The sequence below is a fragment of the Inquilinus sp. CAU 1745 genome, from assembly GCF_039839375.1.
Classification (GTDB): Bacteria; Pseudomonadota; Alphaproteobacteria; order DSM-16000; family Inquilinaceae; genus JBDOQU01.
Genome location: NZ_JBDOQU010000007.1, coordinates 136,342 through 150,988, shown reverse-complemented (window position 1 = coordinate 150,988; position 14,647 = coordinate 136,342). Strand labels below are relative to the sequence as shown.

Sequence of the window (14,647 nt, the reverse complement as noted above, 5' to 3'; positions counted from 1 at the left end):
GTTTCATGGGGCTGGAGTTTGCGCTTTTCGTCGCCATCGGCTTCTTCGCCCAGATCGTCGATGGCGCGCTCGGGATGGCCTTCGGGGTGGTCGCGACATCCAGCCTGATCGCATCCGGATCGCCGCCCGTGGTCGCCAGCGCGGCCGTCCATGCCGCTGAGATATTCACCACCGGAATCTCCGGCGGATCGCATATCTGGCACCGCAATGTCGACTGGTCGCTGTTCCGCCGCCTGATCATCCCCGGCGTCATCGGCGGCTGCGTCGGCGCTTATGTGCTGACCGGACTGCCGGAGGAGATCGTGATGCCCATCGTCACGGTCTATCTGGCGCTCATGGCCGTGCTGATCTTCCTGCGCGTGCTCGCCAAGACGTACAGGAAATGGCCGGTCCCCATCCCGGCGCTGGGGTTTGGCGGCGCATTCCTGGACGCCATCGGCGGCGGCGGGTGGGGGCCGATCATATCCTCCACGCTACTGGCGTCGGGCGACGAACCGCGCCGGACGATCGGGACAGTGAACACGGCGGAGTTCATCGTCACGCTCTCGATCTCCCTGACCTTCCTCAGCCAGCTCGACATGTCGCGATATGCGGCCGTGGTGCTGGGGCTCATCGTCGGCGGGGCGATGGCCGCGCCGCTGGCGGGTTATCTGGTGAAGATCCTGCCTTCCCGGATCATGCTCATCCTCGTCGGCACGGTGATCAGTTCGCTCACCGTCCTGAACGTCGTTCAGCTGCTCGTTTGACGGGCATAGCCGGCGGGAACATCGTGTCGGGATTCAGTGTTTGAAAGCACGGGGCCGCCTATAAATCCCAGGGGAGGGAGCCGTCTACATCGCCGCAACGACTCCTTCCGGGCTCCGCTTCCGGTCGAAATCGATCATCGTCGCGGCCGGTCTGCTGACCGGCGGGTGCGACGGCCCGCAATCCGCGCTCGATCCGGCGGCGGCGGGCGCGGCGGAACTGGCGTCGCTGTTCTGGTTCATGCTGGCGGCCGCCGGCGTGATCTGGTTCATCATCATTGGCGTCGCGGTCTATGCGGTTCGTACCCAGCCGAAGCCGGACGAAGGGCGAATCGGCGGCCGTCTCATCCTCTATCTGGGCGTCATCTTTCCCGTCGTCTCGCTGGGCGCACTGCTGACCTACGGCCTGACGCTGATGCCCGACCTTCGTTCCCCCGGCGACGGGCTGGCCATCGCCGTGACGGGGGAGCAATGGTGGTGGCGGGTCGAATACCGTTCGCCGGAGCTTGACGCGCCGGTGGTCAGCGCCAACGAAATCCGGTTGCCGGCGGGAAGGCGGACGGAATTCATCCTGGACAGCGCCGACGTCATTCACTCCTTCTGGATTCCGCCGCTGGGCGGCAAGATGGACATGATCCCCGGCCATGTGACGCGGCTGGTGCTGGAGCCGACGAAGACCGGCTCCTATCGCGGCGTCTGCGCGGAATTCTGCGGCACGTCCCACGCCCTGATGGCCTTCTCCGTCGTCGTGATGGAGGAGGAGGCGTTCGCCGACTGGCTGGCGGGGGAGGCGGCTCCGGCCGATCCTCCCGCGACGCCGGTTGCGGAGCGCGGCGCGGCGCTGTTCGGCCAGGTCGGATGCGGCGCCTGCCATACGGTGCGCGGCACGCCGGCCGAGGGTGTCATCGGCCCGGACCTCACCCACCTCGCTTCCCGCGCCACGCTGGGGGCGGGCATCCTGCCGAACGATCCGGAGACGCTGGCGAAGTGGATCCGCGATACCGAAGCGCTGAAGCCCGGATCGCTGATGCCGTCCTTCGGGATGCTCCCCGAAGAGGATTTGAACGCCATCGTGGCCTATCTGGAGGGGCTGGAATGACGACCGACCGCTCCCTTTCGGAGAAGGAGGACCGCGAGCGCCGGAAAGGTCAGGAGGAGCGGCTGCGCAAGGCGTGGGAGACGCCGGGCGGCTTCCGCTACTGGTCGGCCGTCAACAATTCGGAGGTCGGCATCTGGTACATCGCCACCTCTTTCTTCTTCATGCTGTTCGCGGGCGTTCTGGGACTGATGATCCGCGCCCAGCTCGCCGTGCCGGAGAACGACCTGCTGTCGGCCGATCTCTACAATCAGGTCTTCACCATGCACGGCACGGTTATGATGTTCCTGTTCGCCGTCCCGATCCTGGAGGCGGTGGCGATCCTGATCCTGCCCCAGATACTGGCGGCCCGCGACCTGCCGTTCCCGCGGCTGTCCTCCTTCGGCTATTGGAGTTTCCTGATCGGCGGCGTGTTCGTCTGCGGCTCGATCTTCTTCGGGGCCGCGCCTGACGGCGGCTGGTTCATGTATCCGCCGCTGACGACCGACCATGACCTGTCCGGCATCGGCGCGGACATCTGGCTTCTGGGCCTCAGCTTCATCGAGGTCGCCTCGATCGCGGCGGCGGTTGAACTGATCGTCGGCATCCTTAAATGCCGGCCGCCGGGCATGCGGATCAACCTGATGCCGCTCTACGGCTGGTACACGCTGGTCGTCGGCGTGATGATCCTCTTCGCGTTCCCGCCGCTGATCGCCGGCGACATATTGTTTGAGATGGAGCGCGCCTTCGACTGGCCGTTCTTCGATCCGGCCAGGGGCGGCGATCCGCTGCTGTGGCAGCACCTGTTCTGGATCTTCGGTCATCCGGAGGTCTACATCATCTTCCTGCCGGCGGTGGCGCTGATCGCCATGATCGTGCCGACCTTCGCGCAGAGGCCGATCTTCGGCTATTCCTGGGTGGTGCTGGCGGCGGTCGGAACCGGGTTCCTGAGCTTCGGCCTCTGGGCTCATCACATGTACACAACCGGTATGCCGGGGGTTTCGCTCGGCTTCTTCTCCGCCGCGTCGGAGGCGGTGGCGATCCCGACGGGCGTGCAAATCTTCGCCTTCCTGGCGACCCTGCTGGCCGGGCGGGTCATCATGTCGACGCCTCTGCTCTACGCCGCAGGGGCGCTCGCGATCTTCGTCTTCGGCGGCCTGACCGGGGTGATGGTCGCGCTGGCGCCGTTCGACTGGCAGGCCCACGACAGCTATTTCATCGTCGCCCACCTGCACTACACGCTGATCGGCGGCATGCTGTTTCCGACGCTTGCCGGCATCTATTATTTCTTCCCGTTGCTCAACGGCAAGGCGCTGTCCGACCGGCTGGGACGGTGGGGCTTCTGGCTTTCCTTCACGGGCTTCAACATTACCTTCCTGCCGATGCACCTGACGGGGCTCCGAGGCATGCCCCGGCGGGTCTTCACCTATCCCGCAGATTTCGGCTGGGACTGGCTGAACCTCCTGTCCTCCGCCGGCGCGGTCATCCTCGCCTCCGGCATTGCCGTGATCGCCTGGGACGTGCTGCGGCCCAAGGGCCGACAGATGGCGAAGCGGAACCCGTGGAACGCCGGGACGCTGGAATGGCTGACGGAGATGCCGGGCGAAGCCTGGGGCGTCCGGTCCGTGCCTGTCGTCACCAGCCGCTATCCGCTCTGGGACCAGAAGGATTTGATCAAGGACGTGGACGAAGGTCGCTTCTACCTGCCCGACGCCGAGGAAGGGCTGCGGGAGACGCTGGTGACCTCCACGCTCGACGCCGTTCCCCAGCAATGCCTGCGCGTTCCCGGCAATTCCTTCATCGGCATGATCGCGGCGATCTTCCTGGGCGGCGTCTTCATCCTGGCGACGTATTCCTGGTACCTCGCCGCCGGGATCAGCGGTGTGCTGGCGCTGGCCGCCATCCTTTACTGGCTGTGGACGGGCACCGCTCGCATCCCTGAGAAGCCGACCAAGGATGTCGGGCTGGGGCTCACCCTTCCGCTCTACGCCTCCGGATCGAAGTCGGTCGGCTGGTGGGCCATGTTCATCACCATGATCGGCGACATGACCGCCTTCGCCAGCCTGGTGTTCGGCTATTTCTTCTATTGGACGGTCCATGAGGATTTCCCGCCGTCGGGGGATTCCGGGCCGGACACGCTCTTCACCATGATCGCGCTGGTCGCGCTGCTGGCCTCCTGGCTGCTCACGGTCCGGGCGCGGAAATGGGTATCCGAAAGCCGCTCCGGCCTCTTCCGCGGCGGGCTTGCCGTCGCGGCCCTGCTTGCGGTCGCAGGCGGGCTGTCTCTGCTGTGGGCTTGCGAAGCGGCGGGCATGAATCCGACGACCCACGTCTATCCGGCCACGGTCTGGATCCTGGCGATCTGGGTCGCCCTCCATGCCGGGGCGGGTGTGGTCATGCAGCTCTACTGCATCGCCGGCAGCGTCGCCGGCCGGCTTTCCGCCGCCCATGACGCCGACATCTGGAATGTCGGCCTCTACTGGCACTTCATGGCGATCACCGCGGCCCTGACCATCGCGGTCATCGCCGGCTTTCCCCTGGTCGCGTGAGGGAGGCTGAGATGGAACAGGACATTCCCCGACGCCATGATCTCTGGGGCCTTATCGGCGGCCCTACAATCTGGGCGATCCATTTCCTCGGCAGCTATGTCGGCGCAGCGATCTTCTGCGCGAAAGCCCCGGCCCCCGACGTAAGCCTCGCGGGGTTGAGGGTGTTCGTCGGCATCCTGACCGTCCTGGCCCTCGCCGGCGTCGCCTTCGCCGGCCGTCGCGCCTTCCGGCGGGGCGAACTGGCGGAGGCCGGGGAGCCGCCCTTTGACGAAAATACGTTCGAGGGCCGGCAGCGCTTCCTTGGCTTCTCCACCCTTCTGCTGTGCGGACTCAGCGGCGTCGCCATCCTCTATGGCGCGCTGCCCGCCTTCCTGATGCCGGACTGCCGATGAGGCGGCGAATCGCTATAGCCGCCGGCGGCCTGGGCGTGCTGGCGCTGGCCTGGACGGGGCCGCTGGCGTCGGCGGCCCATGGCAGCTTCGCGGCGCACATGCTGATGCACATGGCCGTCGTCGCCATCGCAGCCCCCCTCCTGGCGCTGGCGCTGTCCGGCACGCGCTTCGACCCGACCGACAAGGGCGGCGTGCTGTTCGCGCCGATCCCGGCCTCCGTGCTGGAGCTGGTGGCGGTATGGGCGTGGCACGCCCCCGCGCTCCACGCCGCCGCGCGTGAGGCGACTTCCTTCCGGATCGCGGAGCAGGGATCGTTCCTGCTGACCGGGCTGATCCTCTGGCTGGCGGCGTTCGGCGGCCGGAAGGACGGGACCGCCAGGCGGGCGGCGGGTGTCGCCGGGCTGCTGCTGACCTCCATGCACATGACGCTGCTGGGCGTGCTGCTCGCCGTCACGCCGCGCGCGCTCTACGCCGGCAGCCATCATGGACATGGGCCGTTCGGGCCGCTCCAGGACCAGCATCTGGGCGGCGTCATCATGCTCCTGGTCGGCGGGGTCGCCTATCTCGCCGGCGGGCTCTACCTGCTGGCCGGCCTGCTGCGAAGGGATGACCAGACCGTCGCCGAGGAGGCGGAGCGATGCGGTTGACCCCCTTGAGAGCCCTGATCGCCATCGTGGCGCTCGGTGTAGGCGGCTTCCTCTTCGCCTGGTCGGGGCTCTTCAACATCGCCGCCAGCACCGGCCACTGGCCCATCACCGACTGGTTCCTGCACTTCACCATGCGCAGTTCCGTCCGCACGCATGCGCTGGGAATCGAGACGCCGCCGCTGGACGATCCGGCGCTGGTGCAGCGGGGGGCGGGGCATTACGCCACCGGCTGCGCGCCCTGCCATGGTGGCGCGACCAGCCACGACTCGCCGGTCGCGGAATCGATGACGCCGCCGCCGCCCTTCCTGGTCCAGCGCATCGACGAGTGGGAGCCCCACCAGCTTTTCTGGATCGTGAAGCACGGCGTCAAATATACCGGCATGCCGTCCTGGCCCGCCCATGGCCGCGACGACGAGGTCTGGGCGGTGGTCGCCTTCCTGAAGGCCCTGCCGGATTTGGAGGCGGAGGAATATCGCCGGCTGGCCTGGGGCGTGGAGGACGCATCCGCCGGGGGAGGGCTGGACGATCTCCAGGCCGGGCCGCGTGACGCGCTCCAGGGATGCGCCCGCTGCCACGGGCTCGACGGCGCCGGCGGCGCTCCCGGCGCCTTCCCGCTGATCGCCGGCCAGACGGAACGCTATCTCCTCAACACGCTTCACGCCTTCGCCGACGGGACCCGCAACAGCGGGATCATGGAATCGGCTGTCGCCGGCCTGTCGGACGAGAGCCTGCGGGCGCTGGCCGGCCACTACGCCGCCGCGCCCCTGTCGGAAGCGCCGTCATCATCGCCCGCGGCCGATCCGGAAAGCGTCGCGCGCGGGCAGGAGATCGCGACGGAGGGCATCCCGTCCGAAGGCGTCCCCGCCTGCCTGAGCTGCCATGCCGGCGATCCGGCGGAACGGCATCCTGCTTATCCGAACCTGTTCGGCCAGGATGCCGGCTACCTTGCCCGGCAGCTCACCCTCTGGCAGGAGGATTCCAGGGGCGGCGGCCCCTACGCCCATATCATGGAGACGATCGCCAAACGGCTATCGCCGGAGGATATCGAGGACGCCGCCGCCTACTTCTCAACCACCGCCCCGCCCTGACGCCTCAGGACTGCGAAGGCACCGGCGACGGCGCGTGCTCACCGATCGGAAAGCGAGGATAGACCATGCCGGATCGAGAAAATGGTCCTACACTGACGAAGCCGGAAGATTGGCTGGACAACCTCCCGCGCTTCCATGGGGAATGGCAGGGCGCATCCCATGGCGCGGGCATATCGGTGATCGCCAACCGGATCGAGGGCGAGGGAGGCGGTCCTCGCCTCCACCGGCATCCTTATCCGGAAACCTTCATCGTCCGGGCCGGGCGCGGCCTGTTCACCGTCGGCGAGTCGGAGATAGAAGCCTCCACCGGCCACATCCTCGTCGTGCCCGCTGGTATGCCCCACAAATTCAGCAATCTGGGCCCAGGCCCGCTGGAAACCGTCGACATCCACGAAGCCCCGGCCTTCGTGACGGAATGGCTTGAATAAATCGCCCCTCTCCTGCCAGTGGAAGAGGGGACTGGGATGAAAATGTTGTCGCGGTCGACCGTCGCCCGCGCCCGGGAAGGAACAGAAGCGTGCTCGGAACTCTCATCGCGCGGTTGGATGAGCCGGAATTCGCAAGAAGCGTGCTGGACACGCTGACGCCCGAACTGGCCGTTGCCATAGAGATGCGCGCCACGGCGGCGTCCATGACGACCCCGGCATTCGTCGCGGGGGCGGTTCGCGCATTCTTCGATAGTGCCGATGACGATCTGTGGTTCCAGTTGCTCACGATCGTCCGCCAGGCGGATGAACCCGGACTGACGGCCGTGCAGACAATCCTGGAGTGGGTTGCAACCGAGAGACGGAGCGCGTCGTGACCGCCATCGATGGCGGCGACAATCCCGCCCGTTCAGCGTGACCGGCTGACCTGAAACAGGCGTTCATTTCCGCCCGGAAAAGCGGTATTGGCGAAGTCGGCCCATACGAGGTCCGACCAGGCGAAGGAACAGCGAGTGAGAATCTTCATCAGCGCCGACATCGAAGGCACGGCAGCCATCGCGGATTGGAGCGAGGCCCTGAAGGATGGTCCGGGCTACCCGGAATTTCGTGAGCAGATGACCGCGGAGGTGGTCGCCGCTTGCGAAGCGGCCAGGGCGGCGGGCGCCGACGAGGTGCTGGTGAAGGACGCCCACCAGACCGGGCGCAACCTGATTGTCTCAAGGCTCCCCGGCTATGTGCGCGTCCTGCGCGGCTGGAGCGGCCATCCCTTCGCCATGATGTTCGGCCTGGACCGGGGCTTCGACGCCGCGCTGTTCATCGGGTATCACGCCAAGGCCGGCGCCGAGTCCAATCCGCTCGCCCACACCATGAACGACCGGATCTCGCGTCTCGTCATCAATGGCGAGGTCGCCTCGGAATTCACGGTCAACGCCTACACCGCGGCGCTGGAGGGCGTGCCGCCGGCGTTCCTGTCGGGCGATCGCGGCATCTGCGAGGATGCGCAGCGCCTGGTCCCGGGGATCGGCACGGTGGCCGTCAGCGAAGGGTTCGGGCGTGCGGCCCTGTCGATGGCGCCCTCCCGCGCCGTCGCCGACATCCGCGCCGGCGTGGAACACGCGCTGTCGCAGGATCTATCGGCCTGCCGTCTTGCTCTGCCCGAGCGGTTCGAGCTCCTGATCGAGTTCAACAACCCGACCGACGCCTATCGCGCCAGCTGGTACCCGGGGGCGGAGCATCCGGCGGCGCGCACCCTGCGCTACGTCTCCGACGAGTATTTCGAAGTGCTGCGCGCGATCCGGTTTCTCACGGCCTGACGCCGCCGGCCCAGCCTCGGGCGGCCTTCCAGAAGCGGTCGGCGATGGGGCGTGCGCCGCCGGCGTGACGATAGAGACGAGTCTCCGTCGTCAAGGTCCAGCCAGGATCTTCAGACGCCGGCGCCAGCGCCCCGCTGGCCAGCTCGTCCGCGATCAGGCTTTCGGGCAGCCAGGAAACCCCCCAGCCCGCCAGCGCCATCGCCTTGTGGCCGATGCAGATGGTGTTCTCATGGGTGGTGTCGCGGGCGAAGGCCGGGCGGTTCGCAAACAGCTTGTTCAGCGCCATTCCGAAAAACGAGAAATCGCCGTAATCGAGATAGGGCAGCGGCGTGCGCGTCTCGATGGCGCGGTCCAGCAGCGGCCCGTCCGGATGCGGGGCCGCGACCGGGATCACCTTCTCGGCGCCGAGCACGAGGAAAGAGAATCGGTTGCTGTCGAGCAGGAAAGGCACCCAGGGATGGGTGTAAGTGAGAAAGAAGTCGCACTGCCCGTCCAGCAGCGTCTCTATGTTCTCCTCGATCCCGCCCTTGTCCGGGCTGACATGAGAGCTGAAGCGGGGCAGGTGCGCGCGCATGTCGTCGAGCCACCGGGGCAGGAAGGTGACGGTCAGCGTGTGCAGGGCCGAGAACGTCACCCGGTATTCCGCCGCCTCGTCGGGGCGCCTGAGAGCGTCGCGGTTGCGATGAAAGCTGCGGATCGCGTCCTCGGCCATGGGCAGGAAGCGGGTCCCTTCCTCCGTCAGGGCGACCGGGAACGTCGCCCGATTGATGAGGGTGGCGCCCATCCACGCCTCCAGCTGCTTGATCCTGCGGCTGAAGGCCGGCTGGGTCACGCCGCGCAGCGAGGCGGCCCTGGAGAAGCTCAGGCATTCGGCGAGGCAGCAGAAATCCTCGAGCCATTTCAGTTCCACGACGTCAGGCCTTTTCCATCCGATCGCATTCGGCGGCGGCCTTTATGCACGCCTGATGCAAAAAATGCATCACATGGAAAAAACACGGCATTGGCCGTCGTCCGGAGATGTCATTAGCGTCCGTGCGGCAAATCAGCTTCAGGAGCGGCCGTGGCGCGGATGGTCTATGTCGGAGACAGGTTCGTAGCGGAAGATGAGGCTACCCTCTCGATCTTCGACAGGGGGCTGCTCTTCGGCGACAGCATCTATGAGGTGACGGCGGTCATCGGCGGTCGGATGATCGACAATGATCTCCACCTCGCCAGGCTGGCGCAGTCGCTCGGCGAGCTGGGCATTCGGATGCCGCTGCCGCGGGAGGCGATCGTCGGCGTCCAGATGGAACTGATCGCCCGCAACCGGCTCGACGAAGGGGTGGTCTATCTTCAGGTCACCCGTGGCGTCGCCGACCGTAACTTCGCCTACGCCGACGATCTGGAGCCGACCTTCTTCGCCTTCAGCCAGGCCAAGAATCTCCTCAACGCCGCATCGGTGCGCGATGGTGTCCGCATCGCCGTGGTCGACGACCAGCGCTGGGCCAGGCGCGACATCAAGACCACCATGCTTCTGGCCCAGGTCCAGGCCAAGCGCATCGCTGCCGAGCGTGGCTGCCAGGAGGCCTGGATGGTCGAGGACGGGCTGGTGACCGAAGGTGCGTCGTCCACCGCCTATATCGTCACCGCCGACGGCCGGATCGTCACCCGCCCCAACTCGCGCGCCATTCTGCCCGGCTGCACCCGCCGCGCGGTTTTGGCGGTGGCGAAGCGGCTGGACCTCGTGATCGAAGAATCCCCGTTCACGGTCGAGGAGGCGGTGAATGCGCAGGAGGCTTTCCTGACCAGCGCGTCAAGCCTCGTGACGCCGGTGATCGAGATCTCAGGACGCGCCATCGGTGACGGCAAACCCGGATCCGTCACGCGGCTTCTGCAGAGAACCTATCTGGACCTGGCGTTGAGCAATCAGGCGGCGGCCCAGTAGGAAGAAGGCCGAGTATCGGCAAACAACAGGAAATAACACAAGGGGAGGTAGAGATTGGCCCACGCAATGATGAAATCCTTCAAATATGTCCTCGCGGCTTCGGCAATGGTGCTGGCCGTCGGCTCGGCGTCGGCGGAGACCCAGGGTTATGGCGACTGTCCGCTGACGGGTGAGCGCGGGACGCATCAGATTACGCCGGCCGTACCCGGCCAGTTTACGGTCCTGGTCAATCTTCCGGCCGTCGGGCAGTTCAACGGCAATACGCCGGACACGATCACGGACGGCTATGAGTTCTGCATGGCGGTGAACATCGCGCATCGGCTTGGCCTCGACACGGTGAAGCTGGTCAACGCCTCGTTCGATTCGATCGTCGCCGGCCAGAACAACGAGTACGACATCGCCCTGGCGCTGATCTCGGTGACGGAGCCGCGCGACGAGGTCGTCGATTTCTCCGAGCCCTATGCCGAATCCAACTACGGCGTGGCCGCGCAGACGGGCAACGCGCTGACCGAAGACTCCATCAAGGACGCCCGGATCGGCGTCCAGGCGGGTACGACGCTGGTGCCGTTCGCCCAGAACGAACTTGGCGCTCCCACCGTCAACGTGTTCGACGACACCGCCGCGATGTTCACGGCGGGGGTCGCAGGCACGGTGGATGCGGTGATGACCGATCTCGGCGTCGTGCTCGGCCAGGTCGCCAACTCGCGCGGCAAGCTGGAGGTCATCGGACGGTACGCCACAGGCGGCCTCACCGCCGGAGTCTACCCCGAGGGGTCGGACGACGCCGAGGTCATCGACGAGATCATCCAGGAACTGAAGGCCGACGGCATCCTGAAGGAACTGGAATCCGCCTATCTGCTGCCGTCATGGGGCGGCGTCTCTCCAGACGACGTGCCGGTCTGGAACTATTGAGGCATGGCGGTAGAGGCAGTTGAATCCACGAGCGAGCGCGCCAGCCAATGGCGCGCTCGCAACAAGATCCGCACCCACGTCGGCAGGGCGTGGGGCGCGCTTTGCTTTGCGCTCGTCACGGTTCTCGCCGTCGGCTATTCGTGCTGGCACATCGGCGCCTATGTGATCGCGGAAGGCTGGGCTGGGCTTCCGGTCAAGGCGGCGGCGGCGCTGGTCTGTATCCCGCCGCTTGCCGTGGCCGCCATCGCGGTGCGGGCCGTCAGGCTGTCGTCCCGTTCCGCCTCGGCGGCCGACGTGCATGTCGGGCGGGAACTGGGGGCGAGATCGTCGGATGTCTCCTGGAACGCCCTGGCCTATTCCGCTTCGCTCCTGATCATCTGCGCCTTCGCCTGGTTCATGGTGGTCAACGACGCGGCGGTCAGCAGGACGTTCTTCGATCTGGCGCTGATATGGGAATCGGCCGGGATCGTCCTCCGGGCATTCGGCACCAACATCTTCATCTTCTTCTGTTCCGCCATCCTGATCCTGGTCTGGGCGCTCGTCGTCGCCATCGCGCGCACCCTGCCCGGCAAGGCCGGGCGGCCGCTCCGCACGCTGGCCATCATCTATTGCGACCTGTTTCGCGGCCTGCCGGCGATCATCACCATCTACCTCATCGGCTTCGGCCTGCCGCTGACCGGGCTGCCGGTCCTGAAGGATCTTTCGTCCAGCGCCTATGCGATCATCGCCCTGACCCTGACCTATGGCGCCTACACCTCAGAGGTCTACCGCGCCGGGATCGAGAGCGTGCATCCAAGCCAGATCGCGGCGGCGCGCTCTCTGGGGCTCTCCTATTTCAAGACGATGCGCTACGTGATCGTGCCCCAGGCGGTGCGCGACATCGTGCCTTCGCTCATGAACAACTGCATCAGCCTGCAGAAGGACACGGCCCTGGTCGCCATCATCGGCACCATCGATGGCTTCAACCAGTCGAAGATCGTCGCCAGCAACTACTTCAACCTGTCCGCCGTGACGACGGTGGCCTTACTCTTCATTCTGATAACCATTCCGCAGGCGCGCTTTGTCGACCGGCTGATCGAGAAGGATCGCCGGAAGATGCGCGCGGGCGCATAGCTCGTCGGGCGAGGGGGCGGACGCATGGCATTGGTCGAGATCGACAGGGCCTACAAGCGATATGGGGCGGTGGAGGTGCTGAACGGCATCTCCCTGGACATCGAGGAACATCAGGTGGTCTGCCTGATCGGTCCTTCGGGTTGCGGCAAGTCCACGCTGCTGCGCTGCATCAACTGCCTGGAGCCCATCCAGGGCGGTGAGATCAGGCTGCATGGCGACCGTGTGACCGGCCCGGGCGTGGATCTCGATCTGCTTCGCCGGGAAATCGGCATCGTCTTTCAGGGCTACAACCTGTTCCCGCATATGAGCGTCATCGAGAACGTCACGCTCGGGCCGCTCAAGGTGCTGGGCGTGCCGCGGCGGGTGGCGACCGACAAAGGCATGGCGCTGCTGGACCGGATCGGCCTTGCCGCGAAGGCGGACGAATATCCCGACCGACTTTCCGGCGGCCAACAGCAGCGCGTGGCGATCGTCCGCGCGCTCATGATGGACCCCGCCCTCCTGCTGCTCGATGAGATCACCTCCGCCCTCGACCCCGAACTCGTCTCGGAGGTTCTGGACATCGTGCGGGACCTGGCGACAAACGGCATGACCATGGTGCTGGCGACCCATGAGATGGGGTTCGCCCGTGAAGTCGCCGACAAGATCTGCTTCCTGCAGGAAGGGCTGGTCTATGAGGAAGGCCCGCCGTCGCAGATCTTCGGCGACCCGCAGGGTGAGCGGACGCGCACCTTCCTGAAGAGGATCATCGATGCCGGTCGTCTTTGACGGCGGAAGGAAAGGGGAGCGCGAGCGGATGGCGATCACCGCAGGCGATGCCGGCCTGACTTGCGGCATCCTGCCGGCCGGCGCGCGGAACGCGATCACCGACGTGCCGGGCGTCTTGGTCGGCCATTGCACGCTCAGCGAAGGTGAGGTCAATACCGGCGTCACCGCGATCCTGCCCCATGGCGGCGATCTCTTCCGCCGGAAGGTGATGGCGGCGGCGGAAATCATCAACGGCTTCGGCAAGACGGTCGGGCTCGTGCAGGTGCAGGAACTGGGCACGATCGAAACGCCCATCCTCCTCACCAACACACTCTCCGTCGGGACCTGCGCGACGGCGCTGATTCGGGAGGCGATCCGCCGGAATCCCGATATCGGTCGCCGCACCGGCACCGTCAATCCGGTCGTCGGCGAATGCAATGACGGGCCGCTGAACGACATCCAGGCGCTGGCGGTCACCGAGGATCATGCCCTGGCGGCGCTGGCCGACGCCGGGGACGGGGCGGTCGCGCAGGGCAGCGTCGGCGCCGGGACGGGAATGACCTGCTTCGGCTTCAAGGGCGGCATCGGCTCGGCGTCCCGCAGGCTTTCGCTCGGCGGCGCCGACCATCATCTCGGCGCCCTGGTGCTTGCCAATTTCGGCCGGGCGGGCGATCTCGTGCTGCCGGACGGCCGGCGGCCCGATCCGCGGCGGGAGGCGGAGGCCGAAAGCGGGTCGGTCATCATCGTCCTGGCGACGGACGTGCCTCTGGAGCACCGCCAACTCGCCCGGGTCGCCCGCCGCGCCGGCGCCGGCATTGCCCGACTCGGCGCCTTCTGGGGCCATGGTAGCGGCGACATCACGATCGCCTTCGACACCGCCAACGCCGTGGACCATGAGGAGAAGGCGGCGTTCACGACGCTGCGCGTCCTGAACGAAACGCACATCGATCTCCTGTTCCGGGCGGCCGCGGAAGCGACTCAGGAAGCCGTGCTGAACGCCATGCTCGCGGCCCCGCCTTTTACCGGCCGTGCCGGCCAGCACCGCCCCTCCCTGGCCGACTGGCTGAAGAGCGGATAGCGATCACCGACATATGAGTCGCCCAGGCCCCTGAGGGCCCGAGCAACGTATGGCCCGCACTGGCGTGACGTCAGCGGTCAGGATGCGGATTCATTTCCTGAGAATCTCTTCCGATTCAATCGCTCTCACATCGACTCCGGCGGATGACCCGAACCGATTGAAATCATTGAAAAAGCGGGAGACTTGGCTGGGGGACCTGGATTCTCATCCGAGTCGCTAGGCTCCAGGAAACGCCGCAGTTCGCCTGACCGGTTCGGCAGGGAATATCTGTTGATGGCACACCGCGACGTCACAGGCAAGGTCAGACCCGTCGGCGTCACGGCGAGGAAGTTGGGGGTTGCATCTGGCGGCTTTTCCGGCGGTCGCCCCCGAACGAGCGCCGGATTCTGGTCCTGGCCCCATATGCGGCTCTACCCCAACCACAGGGCGCTGCGCCTCGCGAAGGGCGATGTCGGCGCTCAACATCAGACCAAAGTCGTTTATCCGGCCTGACCAAAGCCGGATATCAATAGGCCTAGAAGTCGGGCTGTTGAGCGGGACTGAGGTCCGAATCCTCATAAGACCTTCCGATCTACCGGCATTCTTCTCCCTACATCATGCTGTGGGTCAAGGCTATCCCAAGATTTCGACCTTGGCCTCCA

Annotated in this window: 16 protein-coding genes; 14 read left to right on the top strand and 2 right to left on the bottom strand. The window is 66.3% G+C overall.

Features of this window, described 5'->3' with window-relative positions; genetic code table 11:
- Positions 1 to 5: 5 nt before the first annotated feature.
- Positions 6 to 746, top strand: a complete 741-nt coding sequence (locus AAFN89_RS10785; protein WP_347538901.1) for a sulfite exporter TauE/SafE family protein — start codon at positions 6 to 8, stop codon at positions 744 to 746.
- An 84-nt stretch (positions 747 to 830) separates the two neighbouring features.
- Here AAFN89_RS10785 and AAFN89_RS10780 read toward each other — a convergent pair whose 3' ends face one another.
- A complete protein-coding gene (locus AAFN89_RS10780) occupies positions 831 to 986 on the bottom strand; it encodes a hypothetical protein (protein WP_347538899.1) in 156 nt (51 codons plus the stop codon).
- On the opposite strand from AAFN89_RS10780, the gene coxB reads away from it, so the two are divergent.
- The 8 genes from coxB (at position 985) to AAFN89_RS10740 (ending at position 8,232) form a co-directional block, all read left to right on the top strand.
- Positions 985 to 1,842 carry a cytochrome c oxidase subunit II gene (coxB, locus tag AAFN89_RS10775; protein WP_347538897.1) on the top strand — a complete coding sequence of 286 codons (858 nt, stop codon included), beginning with the start codon at positions 985 to 987 and terminating at the stop codon, positions 1,840 to 1,842. The genes AAFN89_RS10780 and coxB overlap by 2 nt on opposite strands.
- Complete coding sequence (gene ctaD / locus AAFN89_RS10770; RefSeq protein ID WP_347538895.1) at positions 1,839 to 4,367, top strand: cytochrome c oxidase subunit I; 2,529 nt, start codon at positions 1,839 to 1,841, stop codon at positions 4,365 to 4,367. Before coxB ends, ctaD begins: the two co-directional genes overlap by 4 nt.
- Before the next feature lie 11 nt (positions 4,368 to 4,378).
- Positions 4,379 to 4,759: a hypothetical protein gene (locus AAFN89_RS10765; RefSeq protein ID WP_347538893.1), complete on the top strand. Its 381-nt coding sequence runs from the start codon at positions 4,379 to 4,381 to the stop codon at positions 4,757 to 4,759.
- Positions 4,756 to 5,406, top strand: a complete 651-nt coding sequence (locus AAFN89_RS10760; protein WP_347538891.1) for a cytochrome c oxidase assembly protein — start codon at positions 4,756 to 4,758, stop codon at positions 5,404 to 5,406. Before AAFN89_RS10765 ends, AAFN89_RS10760 begins: the two co-directional genes overlap by 4 nt.
- Positions 5,397 to 6,494: a c-type cytochrome gene (locus tag AAFN89_RS10755; RefSeq protein ID WP_347538889.1), complete on the top strand. Its 1,098-nt coding sequence runs from the start codon at positions 5,397 to 5,399 to the stop codon at positions 6,492 to 6,494. Before AAFN89_RS10760 ends, AAFN89_RS10755 begins: the two co-directional genes overlap by 10 nt.
- A gap of 65 nt (positions 6,495 to 6,559) precedes the next feature.
- On the top strand, positions 6,560 to 6,922 hold the full coding sequence (locus AAFN89_RS10750; protein WP_347538887.1) for a cupin domain-containing protein: 363 nt from the start codon (positions 6,560 to 6,562) through the stop codon (positions 6,920 to 6,922).
- 89 nt (positions 6,923 to 7,011) lie between these two features.
- Positions 7,012 to 7,296, top strand: a complete 285-nt coding sequence (locus AAFN89_RS10745; protein ID WP_347538885.1) for a hypothetical protein — start codon at positions 7,012 to 7,014, stop codon at positions 7,294 to 7,296.
- Positions 7,297 to 7,431: 135 nt separating this feature from the next.
- A complete protein-coding gene (locus AAFN89_RS10740) occupies positions 7,432 to 8,232 on the top strand; it encodes a M55 family metallopeptidase (protein ID WP_347538883.1) in 801 nt (266 codons plus the stop codon).
- On the opposite strand, the gene AAFN89_RS10735 is transcribed toward AAFN89_RS10740, so the two are convergent.
- The gene (locus tag AAFN89_RS10735) at positions 8,222 to 9,142 is read right to left on the bottom strand and encodes a LysR family transcriptional regulator (RefSeq protein WP_347538881.1); all 921 of its coding nucleotides are present in this window, start codon (positions 9,140 to 9,142) and stop codon (positions 8,222 to 8,224) included. The two genes, AAFN89_RS10740 and AAFN89_RS10735, sit on opposite strands and share 11 nt — an antisense overlap.
- 159 nt (positions 9,143 to 9,301) lie before the next feature.
- On the opposite strand from AAFN89_RS10735, the gene AAFN89_RS10730 reads away from it, so the two are divergent.
- Genes AAFN89_RS10730 through AAFN89_RS10710 form a run of 5 tightly spaced genes read left to right on the top strand, consistent with a single transcriptional unit; the run spans position 9,302 to position 14,006 of the window.
- The gene (locus AAFN89_RS10730; RefSeq protein ID WP_347539063.1) at positions 9,302 to 10,156 is read left to right on the top strand and encodes a D-amino-acid transaminase; all 855 of its coding nucleotides are present in this window, start codon (positions 9,302 to 9,304) and stop codon (positions 10,154 to 10,156) included.
- Positions 10,157 to 10,210: 54 nt separating this feature from the next.
- On the top strand, positions 10,211 to 11,068 hold the full coding sequence (locus AAFN89_RS10725; protein ID WP_347538879.1) for a transporter substrate-binding domain-containing protein: 858 nt from the start codon (positions 10,211 to 10,213) through the stop codon (positions 11,066 to 11,068).
- 3 nt (positions 11,069 to 11,071) lie between these two features.
- A complete protein-coding gene (locus tag AAFN89_RS10720; protein ID WP_347538877.1) occupies positions 11,072 to 12,181 on the top strand; it encodes an amino acid ABC transporter permease in 1,110 nt (369 codons plus the stop codon).
- 24 nt (positions 12,182 to 12,205) lie between these two features.
- Positions 12,206 to 12,949, top strand: a complete 744-nt coding sequence (locus AAFN89_RS10715; RefSeq protein WP_347538875.1) for an amino acid ABC transporter ATP-binding protein — start codon at positions 12,206 to 12,208, stop codon at positions 12,947 to 12,949.
- A gap of 28 nt (positions 12,950 to 12,977) precedes the next feature.
- Complete coding sequence (locus tag AAFN89_RS10710; RefSeq protein WP_347538873.1) at positions 12,978 to 14,006, top strand: P1 family peptidase; 1,029 nt, start codon at positions 12,978 to 12,980, stop codon at positions 14,004 to 14,006.
- The last annotated feature ends 641 nt before the right edge of the window (positions 14,007 to 14,647 follow it).

Excerpts from the sequence above, each read along its gene's own strand:
- AAFN89_RS10730 (WP_347539063.1), top strand. The coding sequence starts at position 9,302 with ATGGTCTATGTCGGAGACAGGTTCGTAGCGGAAGATGAGGCTACCCTC.
- AAFN89_RS10780 (WP_347538899.1), bottom strand. The coding sequence starts at position 986 with ATGAACCAGAACAGCGACGCCAGTTCCGCCGCGCCCGCCGCCGCCGGA.
- AAFN89_RS10720 (WP_347538877.1), top strand. The coding sequence starts at position 11,072 with ATGGCGGTAGAGGCAGTTGAATCCACGAGCGAGCGCGCCAGCCAATGG.
- AAFN89_RS10765 (WP_347538893.1), top strand. The coding sequence starts at position 4,379 with ATGGAACAGGACATTCCCCGACGCCATGATCTCTGGGGCCTTATCGGC.
- AAFN89_RS10755 (WP_347538889.1), top strand. The coding sequence starts at position 5,397 with ATGCGGTTGACCCCCTTGAGAGCCCTGATCGCCATCGTGGCGCTCGGT.
- AAFN89_RS10760 (WP_347538891.1), top strand. The coding sequence starts at position 4,756 with ATGAGGCGGCGAATCGCTATAGCCGCCGGCGGCCTGGGCGTGCTGGCG.
- AAFN89_RS10715 (WP_347538875.1), top strand. The coding sequence starts at position 12,206 with ATGGCATTGGTCGAGATCGACAGGGCCTACAAGCGATATGGGGCGGTG.
- AAFN89_RS10710 (WP_347538873.1), top strand. The coding sequence starts at position 12,978 with ATGGCGATCACCGCAGGCGATGCCGGCCTGACTTGCGGCATCCTGCCG.
- coxB (WP_347538897.1), top strand. The coding sequence starts at position 985 with ATGCTGGCGGCCGCCGGCGTGATCTGGTTCATCATCATTGGCGTCGCG.
- ctaD (WP_347538895.1), top strand. The coding sequence starts at position 1,839 with ATGACGACCGACCGCTCCCTTTCGGAGAAGGAGGACCGCGAGCGCCGG.
- AAFN89_RS10750 (WP_347538887.1), top strand. The coding sequence starts at position 6,560 with ATGCCGGATCGAGAAAATGGTCCTACACTGACGAAGCCGGAAGATTGG.
- AAFN89_RS10785 (WP_347538901.1), top strand. The coding sequence starts at position 6 with ATGGGGCTGGAGTTTGCGCTTTTCGTCGCCATCGGCTTCTTCGCCCAG.